This is a genomic window from Pseudomonas sp. GOM7 (assembly GCF_026723825.1).
Taxonomy (GTDB): domain Bacteria; phylum Pseudomonadota; class Gammaproteobacteria; order Pseudomonadales; family Pseudomonadaceae; genus Aquipseudomonas.
Window position 1 is genome coordinate 2,502,761 of record NZ_CP113519.1, and the last position, 21,227, is coordinate 2,523,987.

At 63.6% G+C, this 21,227-nt stretch carries 17 protein-coding genes; 7 read left to right on the forward strand and 10 right to left on the reverse strand.

Going from position 1 to position 21,227, the window contains the following annotated elements; genetic code table 11:
* Positions 1-143: 143 nt before the first annotated feature.
* Complete coding sequence (locus tag OU800_RS11425; RefSeq protein ID WP_268183883.1) at positions 144-896, forward strand: hypothetical protein; 753 nt, start codon at positions 144-146, stop codon at positions 894-896.
* Here the strand turns inward: OU800_RS11425 and OU800_RS11430 are convergent.
* Positions 891-1,238 (reverse strand): MmcQ/YjbR family DNA-binding protein, encoded by a 348-nt coding sequence (locus OU800_RS11430; RefSeq protein WP_268183885.1) that lies wholly within the window; start codon positions 1,236-1,238, stop codon positions 891-893. The genes OU800_RS11425 and OU800_RS11430 overlap by 6 nt on opposite strands.
* Positions 1,239-1,279: 41 nt before the next feature.
* Positions 1,280-2,095: a helix-turn-helix domain-containing protein gene (locus OU800_RS11435; protein WP_268183886.1), complete on the reverse strand. Its 816-nt coding sequence runs from the start codon at positions 2,093-2,095 to the stop codon at positions 1,280-1,282.
* Between the two features lie 108 nt (positions 2,096-2,203).
* Between OU800_RS11435 and OU800_RS11440 the strand changes: the two genes are divergently transcribed.
* Together OU800_RS11440 and OU800_RS11445 are read left to right on the forward strand one after the other, a co-directional pair.
* Complete coding sequence (locus tag OU800_RS11440; protein WP_268183889.1) at positions 2,204-2,530, forward strand: DUF2834 domain-containing protein; 327 nt, start codon at positions 2,204-2,206, stop codon at positions 2,528-2,530.
* Positions 2,531-2,662: 132 nt separating this feature from the next.
* Complete coding sequence (locus tag OU800_RS11445; RefSeq protein WP_268183891.1) at positions 2,663-4,513, forward strand: sensor domain-containing diguanylate cyclase; 1,851 nt, start codon at positions 2,663-2,665, stop codon at positions 4,511-4,513.
* 264 nt (positions 4,514-4,777) lie between these two features.
* Here the strand turns inward: OU800_RS11445 and OU800_RS11450 are convergent, their stop codons facing one another.
* The 6 genes from OU800_RS11450 to OU800_RS11475 all read right to left on the reverse strand — a co-directional run bounded on the left by OU800_RS11450 (position 4,778) and on the right by OU800_RS11475 (position 13,619).
* The gene (locus OU800_RS11450) at positions 4,778-6,166 is read right to left on the reverse strand and encodes an efflux transporter outer membrane subunit (RefSeq protein WP_268183893.1); all 1,389 of its coding nucleotides are present in this window, start codon (positions 6,164-6,166) and stop codon (positions 4,778-4,780) included.
* Positions 6,163-9,342 carry an efflux RND transporter permease subunit gene (locus OU800_RS11455; RefSeq protein ID WP_268183894.1) on the reverse strand — a complete coding sequence of 1,060 codons (3,180 nt, stop codon included), beginning with the start codon at positions 9,340-9,342 and terminating at the stop codon, positions 6,163-6,165. Before OU800_RS11455 ends, OU800_RS11450 begins: the two co-directional genes overlap by 4 nt.
* A 29-nt stretch (positions 9,343-9,371) precedes the next feature.
* The gene (gene mexE / locus OU800_RS11460) at positions 9,372-10,610 is read right to left on the reverse strand and encodes a multidrug efflux RND transporter periplasmic adaptor subunit MexE (protein WP_268183896.1); all 1,239 of its coding nucleotides are present in this window, start codon (positions 10,608-10,610) and stop codon (positions 9,372-9,374) included.
* A gap of 162 nt (positions 10,611-10,772) precedes the next feature.
* Positions 10,773-11,690, reverse strand: coding sequence for an aromatic amino acid exporter YddG (gene yddG, locus OU800_RS11465; protein ID WP_268183898.1), 918 nt, complete (start codon positions 11,688-11,690; stop codon positions 10,773-10,775).
* A 164-nt stretch (positions 11,691-11,854) separates the two neighbouring features.
* Positions 11,855-12,634: an AraC family transcriptional regulator gene (locus OU800_RS11470; protein WP_268183900.1), complete on the reverse strand. Its 780-nt coding sequence runs from the start codon at positions 12,632-12,634 to the stop codon at positions 11,855-11,857.
* A gap of 70 nt (positions 12,635-12,704) precedes the next feature.
* Complete coding sequence (locus tag OU800_RS11475; protein ID WP_268183901.1) at positions 12,705-13,619, reverse strand: LysR family transcriptional regulator; 915 nt, start codon at positions 13,617-13,619, stop codon at positions 12,705-12,707.
* 218 nt (positions 13,620-13,837) lie between these two features.
* Between OU800_RS11475 and OU800_RS11480 the strand changes: the two genes are divergently transcribed.
* From OU800_RS11480 to OU800_RS11490, 3 genes are all read left to right on the forward strand, one after another.
* The gene (locus OU800_RS11480; RefSeq protein WP_268183903.1) at positions 13,838-14,860 is read left to right on the forward strand and encodes a zinc-dependent alcohol dehydrogenase family protein; all 1,023 of its coding nucleotides are present in this window, start codon (positions 13,838-13,840) and stop codon (positions 14,858-14,860) included.
* A gap of 86 nt (positions 14,861-14,946) precedes the next feature.
* The gene (locus OU800_RS11485) at positions 14,947-15,840 is read left to right on the forward strand and encodes a chemotaxis protein CheV (protein WP_268183904.1); all 894 of its coding nucleotides are present in this window, start codon (positions 14,947-14,949) and stop codon (positions 15,838-15,840) included.
* 156 nt (positions 15,841-15,996) lie between these two features.
* A complete protein-coding gene (locus OU800_RS11490; protein WP_268183906.1) occupies positions 15,997-16,521 on the forward strand; it encodes a hypothetical protein in 525 nt (174 codons plus the stop codon).
* Between the two features lie 119 nt (positions 16,522-16,640).
* On the opposite strand, the gene OU800_RS11495 is transcribed toward OU800_RS11490, so the two are convergent.
* Together OU800_RS11495 and OU800_RS11500 are read right to left on the reverse strand one after the other, a co-directional pair.
* Complete coding sequence (locus OU800_RS11495; protein ID WP_268183908.1) at positions 16,641-17,957, reverse strand: alkaline phosphatase D family protein; 1,317 nt, start codon at positions 17,955-17,957, stop codon at positions 16,641-16,643.
* A gap of 337 nt (positions 17,958-18,294) precedes the next feature.
* Positions 18,295-19,500 carry an NAD(P)/FAD-dependent oxidoreductase gene (locus OU800_RS11500; RefSeq protein ID WP_268183910.1) on the reverse strand — a complete coding sequence of 402 codons (1,206 nt, stop codon included), beginning with the start codon at positions 19,498-19,500 and terminating at the stop codon, positions 18,295-18,297.
* Between the two features lie 123 nt (positions 19,501-19,623).
* Between OU800_RS11500 and pdxR the strand changes: the two genes are divergently transcribed.
* Entirely contained in the window at positions 19,624-21,123 is a 1,500-nt protein-coding gene (pdxR, locus tag OU800_RS11505) for a MocR-like pyridoxine biosynthesis transcription factor PdxR (protein ID WP_268183912.1), read from the forward strand.
* Positions 21,124-21,227: the final 104 nt, after the last annotated feature.

Here is a 21,227-nt window from a genome sequence, read left to right on the forward strand (position 1 = left end):
CGCCCCGGATTCTGCCAGCCTGGCGAGAGCAAGGTGTCATGCGAACAATAGTGAGAAACCTCGGTGCAGCCATTGCCAGACAACGTCTCGCAGCCGGTTTACGGGCGCTGGGTCTGTGTCTGCTGGGCTGGCTCGCAGGCCCCGTGCAAGCCGCTGCCGGGGTGCAGCTAACCCTGGGCGGTACGCCCGAGTCGCTGGCCTATACCCGGCTCGTACTCGAGCAGACCTTGGCATCAGGAGGGCATGCCGTCGAGGTGCGGGAGCTTACCGACCTACCGATGACGCGCCTGGAGCTCATGCTGCAACGTGGAGACATCAGTGCGCTGATCCTCGGGCCGACGGCCGAGCGTAATCGCAGGTTTCTGCCGGTATGGGTGGATATCACCGACAATCTGGTCAATCAACGCATCCTGTTCATTCCCAAGGGGAGCCAGGCGCTGTATGACCCGGTGCACAGTCTGGAGGACTTCCGCCGCCTGCAGCGGGTGGCAGGCATGGGCACGGCCTGGGCGGACAGAGCCATCTGGGAAAGCAATGGCCTGCCGGTGGTGAGCATCGACGGCGACTGGAAGCGGCTCTACCGTATGGTGGCGTCGCCGGCACGGCGGATCGACTATCTGCCCCGTGGCGCCCACGAAATGGCGCTGGAATGGAAGCAGCACGCCGACCTGGAGGTGGAACGGAACCTGGTGTTCACCTATGCGCAGGATCACATTCTCTATGTCTCGCCGGCGCGCCCGGAGCTGCATCGCTTGCTGCAGGCATTGTTGCCGCAGGCACAGCGCACGGGGCTGATAAGTCGTCTGGCCAGGGAGTACTACCACCAGGCCTTCGAGCCGCCGGTCAGCCTGCAGCAGCGGCGAGTCATCCGCCTGGGGATGCCCGCGATTCTATAGGAGTAGCCCCGGTTGCAAGCGCTTGGGTAGGCGGCGCACCACTAGCTGATGGGAGCGGGTGAGCAACTGGCGCAATTCCGCCTCGCCCAGAGGCAACTGCCGGGCACTCATGCTGATCCAGTGCGCGCGGGCCAGGTAGGGCGCCGGGCGGATGCCGGGGCGATCCACGTAACCCAGGAACAGGTCGCTGTCGACCTTGAAGGCCAGATCCTCGCCGAGAAAGTCGAGGATGGCGAACATCTTGTTGCCCGCGATGGAAAAGACTCGATTGCTGCCCCACTTGAAGTCTTCACGGGCACCGGGCAGGTTCAGGCAGAAGGTGGCGATCTGATCGGGGGTCATGGCTGATTCCGAAGTCTGCAGGTAGTTGGCTGGGTGTGCATTCAGGTCGGGGCAGCCTGCGAGCGTTCGTACGCCTGGGTCATGACCCGCCAGGTATGTGGGTCAGCCGGGATCAGGTGCTCGATGCGCAGCGAGGCCACTGTGATATCCAGCGGCATGCCAAAGGTGGTGAAGGTGGAGAGAAAACTCAAAGGCCCCTCTGGCGAGTCGATGCGCGTCATCACCAATGGTGGGAGTTCGTCGTGCCCTGCGGCCGGCCCGCAGGGTGCTGGTAAACCCGCCAGCATCCTGGCCAGCTCGGGATCTTGCAGTGCTTCACGTGAGGCGCGCTGCCAGGCAAGGGCGCGGATCTCATCGGCGTTGACCAGGTGATCCCCCAGGCCGCCTGGTTGCAACAGGGTGACCAGCAGGTTGAGTTCATCGGCGCTATCTGCCGGCAGTCCCAGCAAGCCGAACAGTGCCGCCGTGCTGGCATTGGCAGCCAATACCTGCCACTGGCTGCCTAGCACTATCGCCGGGGCCGGATTGTTGGCTTGCAGGATATGGCCGATGGCGTCACGAATGGCGGCAAGGGACTGCGCCTCGAGCGGTGACTTGCCATAGCGCGGCGCGTAACCGGCAGCTAGAAACAGGCTGTTGCATTGCTCCAGCGGGGCTTCCAGGGCCATCAGCAAGGCGTGCAGAGTCGCGGGGCTGGGCCTGGCGCGGCCGGTTTCGATGCAGCTCAGGTGGCGCTGGGAGATGCCGCAGATCAGCCCCAAATCGAGTTGGCTGAGGCCGGCCTGGCGACGCAGCTGGCGCAGTTGCAAGCCAGCAGGGGCAAGGGCAGGCGTTCGTGGCGGAAGGTGGGCATTCATGCACGGACTCTGGCAGTTCGGGCGGGGCGACGTCCATGACCTCAGAGGTCATTGAACCAGAGGTGAGCCTATCACTAATTTGCTTGCACCATCGCTCAGGAGCCGCTCATGAACCGACCTTACCTCGCACTCGTCACCCTGCTGAGCTTTGCGCTCTACACCGCTTGGAGCATGGCGGTAGCCGAACAGTCGCTGCTGGCTTTCGGGCTGCAACTACTGTCGCGCCCAGACACCGCGCAGGTGGTCATCGACCTTTACCTGATGGCAGTGCTGGCCATGTGCTGGATGTATCGCGATGCACGGGCCAAGGGGCGTTCGTGGCTTTCCGTTCTGCCTTACCTGGCCTTGACTGCCATCTTCGTCTCCATCGGCCCGCTGACCTACCTCGTGGTCGAAGGCTTCTGCCGCCAGCGCTTACAGGCTGCACGCGCATGAACGGCCTCCTGCACCGGTTGGCGTCGCCTCGGCTCGCGTGTTTTGGCAGCTTCTGGGCTTGTCTTGTAGACTCCGATCTTCCTTGCTTCTCTACGAGCAGTGCCTGCTGCGCGCGCCCACCGTTGGCCACCCATGAATATCGATCACCGTTTTCGCTTCGCCTGGCTGTTGCTGTGGCTGCTGCTGTCATGGCCGGCGCTGGGCGATGTGCTGCCTGTGGATGGGGGGCAACTCGGCGATGCGCCAGTGTCGCTGACTCGCCATGTCGGCATGCTGGAGGATCCCTCTCAGGCCTTCACCCTGAAGGAGGTGCGTGATGCTGCGCAGGAGGGCCACTTCCGTTACCAGCAAGGCAGCGGCGCATCCTTTGCTCTGGGCTTCACCCGTTCGGCCTACTGGTTTCGCCTGGTACTCGGCAATTCCAGCGATGTGCCGCTCACGCGCCTGTTGGTGGTGGACAATCCGCGCATCTCCCAGGTCGATGCCTACATTCCGGACGGGCAGGGTGGCTATCACACCTGGTTGACGGGGGCCGACCGGCCATTCACCACCAAGGCCTACGACAATCGCAATTTCGTCTTCCCGGTCGTGCTGCCGGCGCGCTCGCAGCAGGTAATCTACCTGCGCGTGCAGTCGAGCATCGGTCTGCTGGTGCCGTTGCAACTCTGGTCGCCACAAGCCTTCCAAGCCTACGAGCGTGATGATTACATGGCACGCAGTGGTTACATGGGCATCGCGGTGGCGATGATCCTGTTCAATCTGATGTTGTTCATCGCTCTTCGCGAACGCATCTACCTGCTGTACGTGACTTTCGTGCTCTGCGCCGTGAGCCTTTTGACCATCAAGAACGGCATGGCACCGGACTGGAGCTTGTTCGGCTTCACGCTCAACTCCAACGTCGCCTACTACAGCAGCGCTTCGCTGGCCTTGTGCACGCTGATGCTGTTCATGCGCCAGATGCTGCAGACCCCGCGTTTGCTGCCTTGGGGCGACCGCCTGCTGCTAGCGATGATCGGCCTGTATCTGATCTCGCCACTGATCTACGCCCTGGCGTTGCCTCAGGTGGCCCGGGTGGCCATCGTGCTCAACCTGCTGACAGCGCTGATGATGATCGCCATAGCCGTCGCTTGTGCCCTGAAACGGCAGCGCAGTGCCTATTTTTTCCTGGCCGCCTTTGGCCTGCTGATACTCGGTGGCGCCAGTACCACGTTGCGCGCCATGGGTATCCTGCCGACCAACGTGTTCACGGTCGATGGCCTGCAGTTGGGCTCATCGCTGGAAATGCTCTTGCTAGCCTTCGCCCTGGCCGACCGCATCAACGTCATGCGTCAGGAGAAGATGCAGGCCCAGGCTCAACTGTTACAAGCTCAGGAGCAACTGGTGGACAGCCTGCAGCGCTCCGAGCGTGAGCTGGAGCAGCGTGTGCACGAGCGCACGCAGGAGCTGCAGGTGCTCAATCAACGCCTTGAAACCCTAAGCATGACCGACGCCCTGACGGGCATCGGCAACCGCCGACAGTTCGATGCTGTGCTCGCTCAGCAATGGCGCCAGGCCCAACGCAATGCCACGCCACTGGCTCTGGCCATCCTGGACGTGGACTGGTTCAAGGCCTACAACGACCTCTACGGCCACCCGCTGGGAGATGCCTGCCTGCGCCAGATTGCCCAGGCACTGGAAGCTACCCTTGGCCGCTCGACGGATTTCGTCGCCCGTTATGGTGGTGAGGAGTTCGTTTTTCTCGCACCCATGACCGATCTGGCCGGTACGCTGCAGCGGGCCGAGACGTTGATCGAGGCGGTACGTGCCCTGAATTTGCCGCACAGCGGCTCGCCCTATGGCCAGGTGACCCTGAGCATTGGCGTGGCGGCCATGCAGGCCACGCCGCAGCATGATCCGCAGCAGCTTCTGGCGCGGGCCGATGCCGCGCTGTATCGGGCCAAGCAGCAGGGGCGCAACCGTGTCGAGTGCGATCAGGCGCAGTGAACGCCGCCCCTGTGTAGGAGCGAGCTCATTCGCGATAGGCCATGGCTCTATGCCCCGCGACTCTGCGTTCTTGATGAGGGGCAGCCGTAGGGCGGACTCAGGAGCCTAAGCGAACAGTCCGCTGGGCCATGCCGAGTTCGGCACCACGGCTCACGCCCAATACAAGCATTCCAACTGTGAAGCGCCATAAAAAAGCCCCAAGCACGCAGGGCGCGCCAGGGGCTAAAGGAGCGGCGGAGCTGAGCCGCCCCCAGGAGAGAGAACTCAGGCCTGTGGCTGCCAGCCGCCACCCAGCGCCTTGTAGATGGCGACGATGCCGCTGTACAGCTCGACCTCGGCCGAGGCCTGGGCGTCTTCGGCGGCCAGGCGTTCACGTTCGGCATCGAGCAGCACGAGGAAGTCCACCGTGCCTTCGCGGTAGCGAATCGCCGCCTGCTGCGCCGCCGCACGGCTGGCTTCGACCTGGCGTACCAGGGCGATCAGGCGTTGCTGGCGCTTGCCGTAGTCGCTGAAGGCGTTCTCCGATTCCTCCAGGGCCAGCAGCACCTGCTGCTCGTACTGCGCCAGGGCGCCGTCGGCCTCGGCCTCGGCGCCGCGCAGACGTGCGCGCACGCTGCCCAGATCGAGTGCCGCCCAGCTTATGCTGGGTGCCACGGCCCAGGCCCGTGCCGCCGAGGCGCCCAGTTGCGAGCCGCGCCCGGCGGTAAAGCCGAGAAAGCCCGACAGGCTCACCCGAGGGAACAGGTCGGCCGTGGCCACGCCCACTTCCGCCGTGGCCGCCGCCAGTTGCCGCTCGGCGGCCTGTACATCCGGGCGACGGCGCAGCAGCTCGGCCGGGTTGCCAATCGGCAGCGCCTTGGCGATAGCCGGTAGCGGCTTGGGCGACAGATCCACCTCCAGTTGCTCCGGGCGCTGGCCGAGCAGGGTGGCGATGCGGTTGCGCGCACGCACCTGCTGTGCCTGCAATTGCGGCACGCTGGCTTCCACCGCCGCCAGGCGGGCATCGGCGCGCAGCACGTCCAGCTCACTGCCGATGCCGGCATCGCGCAACTGCTCGGTGATAGCGCGTGATTCCTGCTGGTTCTTCAGGTTTTCCAGCGCGATGTGTTCCCGTAGCTGTGCGCCGCGCAAGGTGCCGTAGGCATCCACCAGCTCGGCGATCAGGCTGACCTGAATCTGGTAGTAGTCGGCCTCGGCCACCTCGATGCGCGCTTCGCTAGCCTCCAGTTGGCGCTGGATGCGGCCGAACAGATCGAGCTCCCAGGCCGTGTCCAGGCCCAGGTCGTAGCGTTCCTGACGCACGCGCTGCTCGGTGGTCGGTGGCTGCTGGGCCTTGCCGAATTCGCCACTGGCACGGCTGGTGACGGTGGGGAAACGGTCGTTGGCCACGTCATCGCGAATCGCCCGTGCGGCACGCAGGCGGCTGAAGGCCACGCGCAGCTCACGGTTGTCGGCCAGCGAGCGCTGCACCAGCAGATTCAGCGTCGGGTCGTCGAACTGCTGCCACCAGGCCGCCTCGAAACGGGTGCGGTCGTAGTCGCCGGCCTCCAGCGCGGCAATGCGCGCCGGGTCGGTTTCGGGTGCGCGATAGTCCGGGCCTACGGCGCAGGCCGACAGGGCCAGGGCGAGCAGGGCGGGGGTAAAGGCCTTCATGCGTGCACCTCCTGCAGGCGGGCGACTTTGCGCGCTTGGCGTTTCTCCACGAAGGCGCGGATCAGCACGTAGAACACCGGCGTCAGCAGCAGGCCGAAGAAGGTCACGCCAATCATCCCGCTGAACACCGCCACGCCCATGGCATGGCGCATCTCGGCACCGGCGCCGGAGGAGAGCACCAGCGGCACCACGCCCATGATGAAGGCGATGGAGGTCATCAGGATCGGACGCAGACGCAGGCGGCAGGCTTCCAGCACTGCAGCGACGCGATCGAGGCCTTCTTCCTGTTTCTCCTTGGCGAACTCGACGATGAGGATGGCGTTCTTGCACGCCAGGCCCACCAGCACGATCAGGCCGATCTGGGTGAAGATGTTGTTGTCGCTACCAGCCAGGATCACCCCGGTGATGGCCGACAGCAGCACGGTCGGTACGATCAGGATTACCGCCAATGGCAGGCTCCAGCTCTCGTATTGCGCGGCCAGCACCAGGAAGGCCAGCAGCACGCAGAGCGGGAAGATGAACACGGCGGTGTTGCCGGCGAGGATCTGCTGGTAGGTCAGATCCGTCCACTCATAGGTCATGCCGTTGGGCAGCTCCGCTTCCAGCAGTTTGGCGATGGCGGCCTCGGCCTGGCCGGAGCTGTAGCCCGGTGCGGCGGCGCCGTTGATCTCGGCGGTGAGGAAGCCGTTGTAGTGCATCACCCGATCCGGGCCGGCGCTGTCATCCACCTTGACGAAGGTGGACAGCGGCACCATTTCCCCGCGGTTGTTGCGCACCTTGAGCTGACCGATCTGCTCCGGCTCCAGGCGGAACTGCTGGTCGGCCTGGACGTTGACCTGGTAGGTGCGGCCAAAGCGGTTGAAGTCGTTGGCATACAGCGAACCCAGGTACACCTGCAGGGTGTCGAAGATGTCATCGATGGCCACGCCATGGGTCTTGGCCTTCTCGCGGTCGATGACGGCATCGACCTGTGGCACGTTGACCTGATAGCTGGTGAACACCGACATGGGGTTCAGCTCCGGCAACTGGCGGGCCTTGTTGAGGATATTCTGGGTTTGCGTGTACAGCTCCTCGTAGCCCAGGTTGCCGCGATCCTGAATCTGCAGGCGGAAGCCGCCAATGGTGCCCAGGCCTTGTACCGGGGGTGGCGGGAAGATGGCGATATAGGCGTCCTGGATCTCGCTGAACTGGCCGTTGAGCGCGCCCGCGATGGCGGAGGCCGACATGGACGGATCCTTGCGCTGGTCGAAGTCCTTCAGCGTGACGAAGACGATGCCGCTGTTCGGGCTGTTGGTGAAGCCGTTGATCGACAGGCCCGGGAAGGACACGGTGTTCTCCACGCCTGGGTACTTGGCAGCGATATCGCTCATGCGCTTGATCACCGCCTCGGTGCGGTCGAGGGTGGCGGCATCGGGCAACTGGGCGAAGGCCACCAGGTACTGCTTGTCCTGTTGTGGCACGAAGCCGGTGGGGGTACTGGAGAAACCCAGGTAGCCGAGCACCAGCAGGCCGCCGTAGACCAGCATGGCGATGCTGCTACCGCGCAGCACACGCCGCACGGTGCCGACGTAGCCATGGCTGGCGCGGTCGAACACGCGGTTGAACGGGCCGAACAACCAGCCACCGAACAGCTTGTCGAGCAGGCGCGAGAAACCATCCTTGGGCGCGTGGTGATCTTTCAGCAGCACGGCAGCCAATGCCGGCGACAGGGTCAGCGAGTTGATCGCCGAGATCACCGTGGAGATGGCGATGGTCAGCGCGAACTGCTGATAGAACTGCCCGGTGAGGCCGGAAATGAACGCAGTTGGCACGAACACCGCGCACAGCACCAGGGCGGTGGCGATGATGGGGCCGGTGACTTCCTTCATGGCCTGGCGGGTGGCTTCGACCGGCGACTTGCCCAGAGCGATATTACGCTCGACGTTCTCCACCACTACGATGGCGTCGTCCACCACGATGCCGATGGCCAGCACCAGGCCGAACAGCGACAGGGCGTTGAGGGAGAAGCCGAACAGGTGCATCACGGCGAAGGTGCCGATCAACGACACCGGCACGGCGGCCAGCGGGATGATCGAGGCGCGCCAGGTCTGCAGGAACAGGATCACCACCAGCACCACCAGCACGATGGCTTCGAGCAGGGTGTGCACCACTGCCTCGATGGAGCCGCGAACGAAGATGGTCGGGTCATAGACGATCTCGTAGTCCATGCCCTGCGGGAAACTCTGCTTCAGCTCGGCCATGCGTGCGCGCACCTCATCGGAGATGGCGATGGCATTGGAACCGGGACGTTGGAACACCGGGATGGCCACGGCTGGCTGGTTGTTCAGCAGCGAGCGCAGGGCGTACTGGTTGGAGCCCAGCTCGACGCGGGCGATGTCGCGCAGGCGAGTGATCTCGCCGTCTTCGCCGGCGCGGATGATGATGTTCTCGAACTCTTCCTCGGTGACCAGACGGCCCTGGGTGTTGATCGACAACTGGAAGCTATTGCCAGCGTCAGAGGGCGGCGCGCCGAGGGCGCCGGCGGCGACCTGGCGGTTCTGCTCGCGGATGGCGTTGACCACATCGCTGGCGGTGAGCCCGCGCGAGGCCACCTTGTTCGGATCCAGCCAGACGCGCAGCGAGTAGTTGCCCATGCCGAACAGTTGCACGTCGCCCACGCCGTCCAGGCGCGCCAGCTCGTCCTTGACGTTGAGCGCGGCGTAGTTGGACAGGTAGAGCATGTCGTAGCGGTTGTCCGGCGAGGTCAGGTGCACCACCATGGTCAGGTCGGGGGAGGCCTTGTCCACGGTCACGCCGAGGCGCTGCACCTCGGTGGGCAGCGTCGGCATGGTGCGGGTGACGCGGTTCTGCACCTGTACCTGGGCGTTGTCCAGATCGGTGCCGAGGGCGAAGGTCACGGTCAGGGTCAGCTTGCCGTCGTTGGTCGACTGCGACGACATGTAGAGCATGCCTTCGACGCCGACGATGGCCTGCTCCAGCGGCGAGGCGACGGTCTCACCGATCACCTTGGGGTTGGCACCGGGGAAGTTGGCGCGCACCACCACGGTGGGCGGCACCACTTCCGGGTATTCGCTGATCGGTAACTGGAACAACGAGATGGCGCCGCTGATCAGGATCAGCAACGACAGCACGGCGGCGAAGATTGGCCGCTGGATGAAGAATTGCGAGAAATTCATGGCTCTTTCCTCAAGTCGCGCAGGCGCGATCAGCCGCGCGGCGAGCGAATATCGGTACGTTCGGCGGCAAGGCGGGGCGACTGGCTCTCGGCGGCGGCCTCACGCATGCGTGCCAGTTGCGCCAGGGTGTCGGCATCGGCCATGGCCACCGGTTGTGGGTCGACGGTGGCGCCGGGCATGGCGCGCTGCAGGCCGTTGACGACGATCTTCTCGCCCTTGCTCAGGCCGCTGCGGACGATGCGCAGGCCTTCGAGCTTCGGCCCCAGTTCGATTGAGCGGTAGGCCACGGTGTTGTCGTCGCCGAGCACCAGCACATACTTCTTACCCAGGTCGGTGCCCACCGCTTCGTCCTTGATCAGAGTGGCGGCGTAGGGCTTGCTGCCCACCAGCTTGAGGCGCGCGTAAAGGCCCGGGGTGAAACGGCCGTCTTGATTGTCGAACACGGCGCGGCCACGGATGGTGCCGGTGCGCGGGTTGACCTGGTTGTCGAGAAAGTCCAATTGGCCCAGGTGCGGGTGACCGGCCTCGTCGGACAGCCCCAGATACACCGGGCTGGCGCCACGGGCATCGGTGCCGGCATCATGGGCCAGTTCCGTGTACTTGAGGAAGGCGCGCTCATCGGCATCGAAGTAGGCGTAAACCTTGTCGGTGGAGACCACTGAGGTCAGCAGGCTTTCACCCGCGTTGACCAGGTTGCCGCGCGTGATCTCGGCGCGGCTGACGCGACCGTCGATGGGCGAGGTGATGCGGGTGAAATCCAGATTGAGACGGGCATTGTCCAGCTCCGCCTGGATAGCCGCGACCTGCGCTTGTGCTTCGCTGGCGGCACTGGCGCGGGCATCGGCCAGTTCTGCGGAGATGGCGTTGCTCTGGCGCAGACGTTCGCCACGGCGGGCTTCGTTGACGGCGCGAGCCTGGTTGGCACGGGCCTGCTGCAATTGCGCTTCGAGTCGCTTGAGCTCGGCCTGGAAGGGGCGCGGGTCGATCTGGAACAGCAGGTCGCCTTTCTTCACCAGGCTGCCCTCATCGAAGGCCACGCGGTCGATGTAGCCGGACACGCGTGGGCGAATCTCCACCGATTGCGGGGCTTCCAGGTGCCCGGTGAACTCGTCCCACTCGTTGACCGGCTGCTCGATGACCTCGGCCACGCTGACCTTGGGTGCCGGCATCTGCGCCTGGGCCTGCGGGGCTTGCTCGCAGCCGCTCAGCAGCAGAGCGCCGGCGAGGGCAAGGGGGAATATCCAGATGTTCTTGTGAAACTGTTCCATAGATGACTCCGCCAGTCGGATTTGTGGATGGGCGGAGTCTGCGGCGAGGCACGGCGGGCGACTAATCGAACGCCATGAAGTTCAATATCACCGGCAATGATTATGGGCAGCTAATTAATCAATCAGACCGTGTCATAGGTGGGGACGCCTTCGCAGTGATGCTCACGATTTACGAGGGGATGGGTAGCTGATCTTGCGCGAAGTGGCGATGACGGCCCCGAGGATGATCAGCACGGCCGGGATCAGCAGGATCGGGCTGGCATCGCTTTGCCCGACCACGATCAGCAGCACCGTGGAGAACAGAGGCGCCAGGTAGGACAGGGCGCCCAGCATCGCCAGGTTGCCGTACTTGGTGGCGTGATCCCAGGCGAAGAAGGCCAGGCCCACTGGCCCCAGGCCGAGGGCGACGATTGCCGCCCATTGTTCGGCAGCAGGGCGCACCGTGGTCTCGAACAGCAGGTGGCAGAGCAGGCCGGCGGCGGCGACCAGGCCGCAGATACCGCCGATGATGCTGCTTGGCACGTTGCTGAAACGCCGATTGACCACCGAATAGGTCGACCAGACCCAGGCGCCGGCAAAGGCAGCGGCGTAACCCATGATGGGCATCGCTGCGCTTTCCTGGCTGGCGCGCTGTTGCATGATCAGGGCTGTTCCCGCCAGGCCGAGCAGGGCGCCCAGCAGTTGGCGTTTGCGCAGCGACTCGCCGGTGCCGAGGCTAGACAGCAGGACGATCATCAGTGGCCAGAGGTAGGCGATCAGGCTGGCTTCAGCCGCTGGCGCGGCCTTGAGCGCGAAAAAATACAAGGCGTGATAGCCGAAGATGCCGGCGAACCCCGTTGCCCATACATACCAGGGCTGGCGCCAACTGTTGAACTCAGCAGCACCCCGCAGGCCAAGAATGCACAAGCTGGCCACGAAGGCGACGGCGAAGCTCGAGGCCAGCAATTGAAAGGCCGGGATGCCGGCCGTCAGGGTCGTCAACAGCGCCAGACAGGCCCATAGAAATACCGCGATCACCCCGATCAGTGTGGCGCCTGCGCTCGCGCCGAGGGTAGCGATGGATAGGTTGGAAGTGGTCATGCAAGCCCCGCCTGCCTGTGATGTTCAAACGGGGAAAATACAAAGGCGCGGGTAGGCGGTCTTGATCGGAACTGCCGGAGAATTGTTCGAGACTGCTGCCTTCGGGGCCGCTTCAAGCACCTAGCGGCGACAGGACGCAGCAAGCCGGGGCCGAGATGGGCTCTTCAGTGGGCGCGTGTGCGTTTGCGTAGCGAGGCCGGTGTCAGGTCGTGGGCCTTCTTCAGCGCATGGGTCAGCGCGCTCTGGTCGGCGTAACCGGTGCGATGGGCGATCTCGATGATCGGCAGCGAGGTCTGGCGCAGCAGGTCGATGGCCAGGTTCAGGCGCAGGCTGGCGATATGGCTGAATGGCGTTGTTGCCAGGTGCCGCTCGAACAGGGCGTACAAGCGCCGCTCACTGGTGCCGGAATGGCGGGCGATATCACGGATCGTCAGGGGGGCATGCAGGTGTCGTTCGATATAGTCCAAGGCCTTGGCGAGGATGAGCTGACCGGGATCCTGTGGGCTGACCTCGGGCTGCAACAAGGAGTACAGCAGCAACTGGCTCCACGACTCGGTCAGCGTTGTTGAGTGGCTCAGGCGCGCGCTGTTGCCGATGGCGTAATCGAGCAGGTGACGGATATCGGGGCTCAGCGCAAAGAAGTGCTTGCCGCTCAGTGGGTCGAGTGCTTGCGTGGTGCTGTCGCTGGTTTCGGCACATTGGGCCGGCACGTCCAGCACCAGAAAGCTGTTGTGGGTGTTGGCCTGGAAGGTATGCCGGGCGCCGGCGGCGATCACCACCCCCTGGCTGGCATCCACCTTGCCGCCGCGTCCGTCGATCTCGATTTCCATTGCGCCGCAGCGCGGCAGGACGATCTGGTGAAAGTCGTCGTGTTCGTGAAGCTCCACCTCCCCTGAATAGGAACGTATCGCCAGGGAGAAGGGGAAAGGGACGGTAGCGTTCATCCATGACTCTCTTGGTGTCGAGACTGAGCGCAAGTGTAATGCAGCGCTCGGAGCTAACAAGACAGGGATATTACAGACTATCCGGGTCACCACAGAACATCTGGATCCGCGAACGCAGCCAGCGCTCGGCCGGGTCGTTGTCCTGGGCGCCGCGCCAGGCCATGTGCAGCTCGAAGGTCTGCGTCTGCAGTGGCAGATCCTCGGCGCGCAGGCCGCCAGCGGCGGTCAGGGCGGCGGCGGTGTAGTCGGGCACGCTGGCGACGATATCGGTTTCCGCCAGCAAGGTGCCCAGGCCGTTGAACTGCGGCACGGCCAGCACCACATGGCGCTTGCGCCCGAGCTTGGCCAGTTCGTCATCGATGAAACCGGTCAGGTCACCGGCGAAGGACACCAGGGCATGGGGGCGGTTGCAGTAGTCATCCAGGCTCAGCGCGCCGGGGATGGAATCGGCGCGCAGCAGCTTGGCCTTGCTGCGGCGCAACACCTTGCGCTTGGCGTTGGCGGGCAACTCGTCGGTGTAGGCCACACCCACGGAAATCTCACCGGAGGTCAGCAGGCCGGGCATCATCAGGTAATTGGTGCGACGAACCACCAGTACCACGCCCGGTGCCTCGGCGCGCAGGCGGCGCAGCAGGGCAGGCAGCAGGGCGAACTCGACGTCGTCCGAGAGGCCGATGCGGAACACTGCGTTGCTGGTGGCCGGGTCGAAGTCGGCAGCGCGGCTGACGGCCGTGGAGATGGAGTCCAGCGCCGGCGAGAGCAGGGTGAAGATCTCCTGCGCACGCGGGGTCGGCTCCATGCTGCGGCCGGTGCGTACGAACAGCGGATCGTCGAACAGGGTACGCAGGCGCGCCAGCGCCGCGCTGATGGCTGGCTGGCCCAGGAACAGCTTCTCGGCGGCACGGGTCACGCTGCGCTCGTGCATCAGCGTCTCGAAGACGATCAGCAGGTTCAGGTCGAGGCGACGCAGATCGTTGCGATTCATTCGGATACCATAGGAGGGAAACTGGCCTTGTCAGCACTGCGTTGCAAATGAGAGCCTGTGCGTGGGCATAGTAAGGTCAGTGCACGGCGGATTGAAAGGCGCCGAATCACTGCCAGGCATGACGACTATCGATGGCAGCCGATAGTGCCGGTGTCATACAGCGGATAAAGTCCCCACTCAATGAAGTGTCAATCCGCGATCGAGCGTTGAGGTAAGCGATGTCCCGCATGATCCGTTTTCATAAGTTCGGCGATGCCGACGTGCTCCAGTACGAAGAGGTTCCGACGCCCGTGCCCGGCCCCGGTGAGGTGCTGGTGCGTGTTCAGGCCGTAGGGCTTGGTTGGAAGGACGTGATGTGGCGTCAGAACCTGGCTGCCGAACAGGCTCGCCTGCCAGCAGGCACAGGTTTCGAGTTGGCCGGTACCGTGGCCGCACTGGGCGAGGGCGTCGAGGCCTTCGAGCTGGGCACCGCCGTTGCCGGCTTTCCGGCAAGCACGCCGAACCGTTACCCGACCTGGGGCGATCTGGTGCTGATGCCCAGCCATGCCCTGACCCGTTATCCCGAGGTGCTCAGCCCGGTCGAGGCCAGCGTGCACTACACCGGGCTGCTGTTCGGCTACCTGGCGCTGGTGGATCTGGCTCAGCTCAAGCCCGGGCAGCACGTACTGATCACCGAGGCCAGCCACTGCCTGGCCCCGCAGACCGTACAACTGGCCAAGGTGCTGGGCGCCAGGGTCATCGTCTCCACCAGCTCGGCCGATGATCGCGAGTTCCTGCGTGGCCTGGGCGCTGACAAGGTGATCGTCACCGAGGAACAGGATCTGGTGCTGGAGGTGGAGCGCTATACCGAAGGCAAGGGCGTGGAGGTGATCCTCGACCAGTGCGCCGGCCCGCAGATGAAACTGCTCGGTGATATCGCAGCAGCGCGTGGCAAATTGATACTGTATGGTAACAACGGTGGCAACGACACGGCGTTCCCGGCTTGCGCCGCGTTCAAGAAGCACCTGCAGTTCTTCCGCCATTGCGTGCTGGATTTCACCGGCTGCCCGGAGTTGGGCATCGAGCCCGACAGCGAAGCCGTAACCCGTGCGCTGACGCACATCAACCAAATGACGGCAGATCGATTGCTCACACCCGTGATCGACAAGGTCTTCGCCTTCGAGGATTTCATCGCCGCGCATCGTTACATGGAAACCTGCCCGAACCGTGGCCGGGTTGCCCTGCAACTGAGCATCGATTGAGGATCGACGGTCGTATCGCGCCCGCTCTTGCGGCGTGATGCGGCTGGGTGGTTTATCCTGTCGAATGTCTAGTCAAGGAATCAGCCATGACGCTCGTTACCGGCGACTCGCTATCGCTTCTGCTCTTTCGTCTGCATAGCGGCAGGCTGCTTGGCATCAACCTGCTCAAGGTCAATGAGGTCATCGACTGCCCGCCGCTGACCAAACTGCCCAACCGGCACCCCAACATTCGCGGTATCGCCATGCTGCGTGGCTTCACCCTGACCGTCATCGACCTGGGCGCTGCCATCGGTGAACGTGGTGTCAGCAGCGAGAACGACGAAGGCTGCCTGATCGTCACCGAAGTCAATCGCTCCCGTCAGGGCATGCTGGTGAAGAACGTCGAGCGCATCGTGCCGTGCTCGACCCGTGACGTGCGCCCACCACCCGCAGGGGCGGGCAGCCGCGCCTTCATCACCGGCGTCGTGCAGATCGACGGCGACATCGTGCAGGTACTGGATATCGAGAAGGTGCTGCACGAGATCACCCCGGAGCACGACCACACGCCGACCGAGCAACTGCTCGATCCGCAGGACGCGAAACTGCTGCAGGGGCGACGGGTGCTAATCGTCGACGACTCGTCGGTGGCGTTGCAGCAGACGGTCAACGTGCTGCGCCAGCTCGGCCTCGACTGCACCGCCGTGCGCAGCGCCCAGGCTGCGCTGGATCAGTTGCATGACTACCGCGAAGCCGGCATGCCCTTCGAGTTGCTGGTGTCGGACATCGAAATGCCCGAGATCGACGGCTACAGCCTGGTACAGGAGATTCGTCGCAGCAGCGATATCGCCGACACCTACGTGCTGCTGCACACTTCCCTCGATAGCACCATGAACACCGAAAAGGCGCGTGCGGTGGGGGCTAACGCCATCCTCACCAAGTTCTCCGCCGTGGATCTGACCCGCCTGACCCTGGACGCCTTCCGCCAGATCAGCGCGCGCTGAGCCTTGCCGCCCGACGGCAGACAATTGCCGTCGGGCGGCAGCTTCATGCCTCTGCCTTAATCTCGCACTCCCTGCAAATCAATAACTTGCAATGATTATCTCGACTGGCATGAGAGTTGATGGGTTGCACCTGCCATTCATCAACGAGGATCAATCATGAGCACGATTGCGGGAGTGGCAGGCCACAGCAGCCTGTCACTGATGGAGTTCAAGACCGGCAAGCGCAGTGACGAGCAGCAGAAGGACGCGCTGTTTGGCGCTCAAACCAGCGTGCCCCAGCCGCGCACCGTCGATGCCAATGCCGAACGCGACTACCAGGCCCAGCAGGCCCGCGACGAAGGCTTCGCGCGCTATCGCGTCGGCCTGCAGACCACCTCGAACGCAGCGGCGGATAACCACTCTGAAAGTGGCGTCTGGAGCAATGGCCTGGGCACGAGCAAAAACGACGAACCTGACAAGGCCCTGCAGGAATTCCAGGCCTACATGGCCAAGTCGCCTGCCGAGAAGATGCGCGACAGCATCCTCAAGGACATGGGCCTGACCGAGGAAGACATCGAGGACATGCCGCCCGAAAGGCAGAAGGCGGTCGAGGCGGAAATCGCCGAGCGCATGAAGGACAAGGCGCAGATGCAGGCCCAGGCGGATGTATCGCCTGAAGAGCATGTCTATGGCGTGGTGTAACGGCAGCGGCTAGAGCCGGCAGGGCGCAGCGTGCCTTTGCGCGCTGTGTCACTGCCGCTCTGGAGCCTGCCGGGTTAGTTGCGAGGACACTCCAGGGGCGTGCCCTGCTTAGGGGCTGCTCAGATCGTTCCTTTGATCGCGGGTTTGGTCGTATCAGTGGTGGTTCTGAAGATGCTGAACTCGATCGGCTGTCCACTGGCGACGGTAATGCTCATGACATTTGAATGGTCGCCGTAGAAGGTTTTTTTCCTGATCGTGGACGTATATTGAAGTCCATCACTGGTTTCGCTCTTGGGTGACTCGTAGTGAAACTCCAGGGGCAGTTTCGGTGTGAACTGATTGATCGGGCTGGACATGAGCTCATGGATGACAGTCTTGTTGCCCGCCCCGTCGGAGATCTCCATGTCGGCGCAGTAGGAAGTGTGCATGTCGCCGGTCAGGAAGATGACATTGCTGATGCCGTTCTTGAGAATGTGCCCGAGGATCTTTTCTCGCTGGGCTTTGAACGCCGGGTCACACCATTTGTCCTGTTTTGGATTCTTGACGGCACCTACGAATGGGACGCTGGTTACGATGAATTTGGTGTTGTTGCTGTATTGAGTCATCCAGGCAAGCAGGCTTTTGAGCTGCTTGTCGTCGATCATTTGTCCGAGGCTCGATACACGCGATGTACGAGTGTCGAGCACGAAAAACTGAACATCACCATAGTTGAAGCTGTAGTAATACTGGTCGGCAGCGCCAAGTGTGGTTGGGTTATGTGAGTGCTGGAACTCCCAGTAGACCTTGAGTGCGATGCGCGGCAGCGTGCTGCCGAGCTCATCGCTGCCATGCGCGTAGTTGTTGATGATCTCGTGGTCGTCCAGGATCATGTAATGCGGCAGTTCGGTCAGTACTTTCCTGGCGGGAATGCAGTCATCCCAGGCATCCAGATACTTGTCCCGGTAGTGCTCCAGGCTGGCCTCGGGTTTGAAAGGAATATCGGCATATATTTGATCACCCGCATGGAGCATGAAGCGCGCTTGGGTTTTCGCCGCGATTCTGGAAATGCTCAGCCAGGACTGATCCGGGCGCTCCAATATGCCAAGTGAATGAAGGTTGCACGAGCCAATAAGAAAGGTGAACGGCTGGGAGGCCGTTGTCGGGAAGGTCTTGAATCGACCTTCGGTATAGGCATCTCTTATGCGTGCCTCAGCGGGATCCTTGAGGGTTTTGCCGAAAGATACCTTCACTTTGTATTCAGTGTCGGCAGTTAGCCCGGTGAATTCATGAACAGCGGTGAAGAACTCGGATTCTTGAGTTGAAATGGCTACTTCAGTTGGTTTTTTGTTGTTGGCCAAGTTGATTAGCTGCAGAAAGGCTACTGGCCAGCGAGACGATGCCCTGATCCAGATCTTCGCTGAGCTATCGGTTGTGTGCCCCAGAATGAGTTTTGCCATGTAATGTCCCTTTAATGTGTGGCTCCATGGCTTGGCGCTCTTGCTGGCCAGCCATGTTGGGCAGTGCATGTCATGGACTCCCAGCGCGAAGACTGGAACACGCGGAGGACTGCACCAGGTCGGACGTCTGTTTTTGTGGGCTAGCGTTCAATCGCCCTTGAATAATCTAGGTGCTGGGCGGCAAATTGCCATTTCGCCTGTCTGCCATTGGTCGGCCGTTGATCTAGGTGGCAGAACTCGGTGGACTGTTCGCTGACGCTACGAGCGGTCGGTGTCCCGATCCACCCTACGCGTTGAACGGCCTGGGCTCTAGGCTCCAGGCCGTTCTTGAGCCTCTTCAGGCCACCACCGGAATCAGCGGATCGGCTGCCGCCAGGGCGGCTGCACGTTCGGCTGCTGGCGGGTAGATCCACTCGGTGTTGATCTGGGTCTTCAGCGCCTTGCCCTCCTGGCCAGTGAGCACCACCTTGCGCTCCCAGCCTTCGGTGAACACTGCGCCCCAGGCGCCCAGATCCAGGCAGGTGACGTACTTGGGCTGGCTATAGGCGATAGGCTCCACACCGAGCAGGTCGGCTGCGGCATTGTTGCCCGCCGAGCGCCCAAGGGCGATGGCGTGCTGGCAGGTCATCAGCGCATGGTTGCCGGCATCGTCCACGGCGGCGTAGGCCGTGTCCCCCGTGGCGTAGATCGCCTCCTGGCCGAGTACCTTGAGGTTGCGGTCGACATGCAGGCGGCCATGCAGGTCGCGTTCAGCCGAGATTTGCTGGGTGAGCGGCGAGGCTTGCACGCCGACTGCCCAGATCACCGTGCTGGCCTCGATGCGCTCGCCGTTATCGAGCACCACACCCGCTCGTTCCACTTTTGCCACCGGGCTGCCGAGCTTCCAGGTGACGCCGAGCTGGTCGCTGGCTTCTGCCACCACCGCCGCAATATCCTGCCCCATGGCGCCGCCCACCTGATTCGCCATGTCGACCACTATCACGCGGATATCGGCCTGTTCGCCGAGCAGGGCGCGCAGGCGAGCAGGCATTTCCGTGGCGGTCTCGATGCCGGTGAAGCCGCCGCCGGCCACCACCACGGTGTTGCGTGCTGGGCTGTTCGGCTGCTGGCGCAGGGCCTGCAGGTGCGCCTCGAGTTTCTGTGCCGACTCCAGGCTGTCGACATCGAAGGTGAATTGGTCGATCCCGGCCACCGGCGGGCGCGACACCTGGCTGCCGCTGGCCAGAATCAGCCGGTCGTAGGCCAGGCTGGCGCTGTTGCCGTTTCGGTCGCGGTAGCTCACGCGGCGTTCTTCGCTATGGATACGGGTCGCGCTGCCTTGCACGAAGTGCACGCCGACGGCGTCGAACAGCGGCCCCAGCGGAGCGACGGTGGTGCTCAGGTCAGCTTCGTAGAAGCGTGGACGTACGCGCAGCTCGGCCTGTGGGGCCAGCACGGTGACCGCCACGTCGAGGCGCTGCTGACGATCCAGCAGACGGACGGCGCTGAGTGCGCTCCACATACCGCCGAATCCGGCGCCGATGATCAGGATCTGTTGCTTCATGGTTTCGTTCCAGTAAAGAGATGGGAAATGTTCCGCTCGATTACGGAAGCGATTCTGCTGCTGGTTTGGATCGGTGTATTGATCCATTCTTGTTGGAAGTCATTGATCCATTCAGAGGCCCTCATGCCAAACACCAGCGCACCGCCGCAGGTGCTCTTCCTGCCGCTGGGCACGCCGGAGCCGGGCGTCAGTCTGCAACGCTGGCTTTACGAGTCGCTGCGCGCGGCCATTCTTGGCGGACGCCTGCCGGCGGACAGCAAGCTGCCCAGCACGCGACAACTGGCCGAGCACTATCAGATCGCCCGGGGCACGGTGCAGGCGGCCTATCAGCAACTGTTGTCCGAGGGCTACCTGCATGCACGCACCGGCAGCGGTACGCGGGTCAGCGCCGTGCTGCCGGATGTCACGCTCAATGCCGGCTACGTGCGGCGCAAGGTACGGCCGCCCGAGGAGCTGCCACGCACGGCGCCAGCTACACCTTGGGTGGAGCGCCTGGATCTGCTCGATCCGGTGTTCGCCAGGCGCTCCTCGGCGCCAGGGTTGCGCCCGTTCTTTCCTCATCGGGGGGATGTTCAGGCCTTTCCCATCGACACCTGGCGCAAGTTGCACACGCAACAATTGCGCGCGTCACGCTTGTCACTGCTGCTCGACGCCGACCCCAGTGGCCTGCCGGCGCTGCGTGAAGCCATCGCCGGCTACCTGTCCATCGCCCGTGGCGTGCAGGTGCCGGCCGAACGCATCCTGGTGCTTGCCAGCGTGCAGCAAGGGCTCGACCTGTGCCTGCGCCTGCTGGCACCCGGCGACTCACAGGTCTGGATGGAAGATCCGGGTTATCCCGGCGCGCGCCAGCTACTCGATGTGGCCGGAGTGCGACGGATCGACGTGCCGGTGGATGCCCAGGGCTTGCAGGTGGACGAAGGCATGCGCCTGGCGCCCCATGCACGGCTGGCCTACGTGACACCGTCGCGCCAGGCACCGCTCGGTGGCGAACTGTCGCCGTCACGCCGCCTGGCCTTGCTGCAATGGGCGCAGCGCGAAGGCAGCTACATATTCGAGGACGACTACGACAGCGAATATCGCTTCATCGCCAAGCCGATCCCGGCGCTGCGCTCGATGGCCGCTGCCGAGCAGTCGGTGATTCTCGCCGGCACCTTCAGCAAACTGCTGTTTCCGGCGATTCGCCTGGCCTATCTGGTGCTGCCCGCGCACCTGGTGGAGTGCTTCACCCGCGCGGCAGCTTTGACCGCGCGGCATGCCAACAGCCTGTCGCAGGCTGTGCTGGCTGACTTCATCCACGAGGGCCACTTCGACCGTCACGTGCGGCGCATGCGCAAGCTCTACGCCCAGCGTGCCGAGGCCTTCGCCGAGGCCGCGCAACGTCACTGGCAAGGCATGATCGAGGTGCCGGAAATCCGCGCGGGGCTGGACATCGCCTGCAATCTGCAGATGGACGACGAGGCCAAGGCTTTTGCGCAGATACAGGCTGCCGGCATCGAGGCGATGCCGTTGGCACGCTATTGCGTGCATCCACGCTCGCCCGGCCTGGTAATGGGCTTCGCACCCTATGATGAGCGCGCCATCGATGAAGCGGCGAGAGCGCTCGGCGCTGCGCTGCGGGCCTAATGCAACCCGTGCTCCATTCGCTACCACAGGATATGGAGGCGGAGCGTGCAAGGATGGTAGACCGACCCACGGAGGACGCCGGCTAGGCCGAAGCCTGTCTTGCA

What these genes read in the sequence shown, in the direction of transcription:
- OU800_RS11430 (WP_268183885.1), bottom strand. Translation starts at nt 1,238, where the DNA reads ATGACCCCCGATCAGATCGCCACCTTCTGCCTGAACCTGCCCGGTGCC.
- OU800_RS11435 (WP_268183886.1), bottom strand. Translation starts at nt 2,095, where the DNA reads ATGAATGCCCACCTTCCGCCACGAACGCCTGCCCTTGCCCCTGCTGGC.
- OU800_RS11440 (WP_268183889.1), top strand. Translation starts at nt 2,204, where the DNA reads ATGAACCGACCTTACCTCGCACTCGTCACCCTGCTGAGCTTTGCGCTC.
- OU800_RS11445 (WP_268183891.1), top strand. Translation starts at nt 2,663, where the DNA reads ATGAATATCGATCACCGTTTTCGCTTCGCCTGGCTGTTGCTGTGGCTG.
- OU800_RS11450 (WP_268183893.1), bottom strand. Translation starts at nt 6,166, where the DNA reads ATGAAGGCCTTTACCCCCGCCCTGCTCGCCCTGGCCCTGTCGGCCTGC.
- OU800_RS11455 (WP_268183894.1), bottom strand. Translation starts at nt 9,342, where the DNA reads ATGAATTTCTCGCAATTCTTCATCCAGCGGCCAATCTTCGCCGCCGTG.
- mexE (WP_268183896.1), bottom strand. Translation starts at nt 10,610, where the DNA reads ATGGAACAGTTTCACAAGAACATCTGGATATTCCCCCTTGCCCTCGCC.
- yddG (WP_268183898.1), bottom strand. Translation starts at nt 11,690, where the DNA reads ATGACCACTTCCAACCTATCCATCGCTACCCTCGGCGCGAGCGCAGGC.
- OU800_RS11470 (WP_268183900.1), bottom strand. Translation starts at nt 12,634, where the DNA reads ATGAACGCTACCGTCCCTTTCCCCTTCTCCCTGGCGATACGTTCCTAT.
- OU800_RS11475 (WP_268183901.1), bottom strand. Translation starts at nt 13,619, where the DNA reads ATGAATCGCAACGATCTGCGTCGCCTCGACCTGAACCTGCTGATCGTC.
- OU800_RS11480 (WP_268183903.1), top strand. Translation starts at nt 13,838, where the DNA reads ATGTCCCGCATGATCCGTTTTCATAAGTTCGGCGATGCCGACGTGCTC.
- OU800_RS11485 (WP_268183904.1), top strand. Translation starts at nt 14,947, where the DNA reads ATGACGCTCGTTACCGGCGACTCGCTATCGCTTCTGCTCTTTCGTCTG.
- OU800_RS11490 (WP_268183906.1), top strand. Translation starts at nt 15,997, where the DNA reads ATGAGCACGATTGCGGGAGTGGCAGGCCACAGCAGCCTGTCACTGATG.
- OU800_RS11495 (WP_268183908.1), bottom strand. Translation starts at nt 17,957, where the DNA reads ATGGCAAAACTCATTCTGGGGCACACAACCGATAGCTCAGCGAAGATC.
- OU800_RS11500 (WP_268183910.1), bottom strand. Translation starts at nt 19,500, where the DNA reads ATGAAGCAACAGATCCTGATCATCGGCGCCGGATTCGGCGGTATGTGG.
- pdxR (WP_268183912.1), top strand. Translation starts at nt 19,624, where the DNA reads ATGCCAAACACCAGCGCACCGCCGCAGGTGCTCTTCCTGCCGCTGGGC.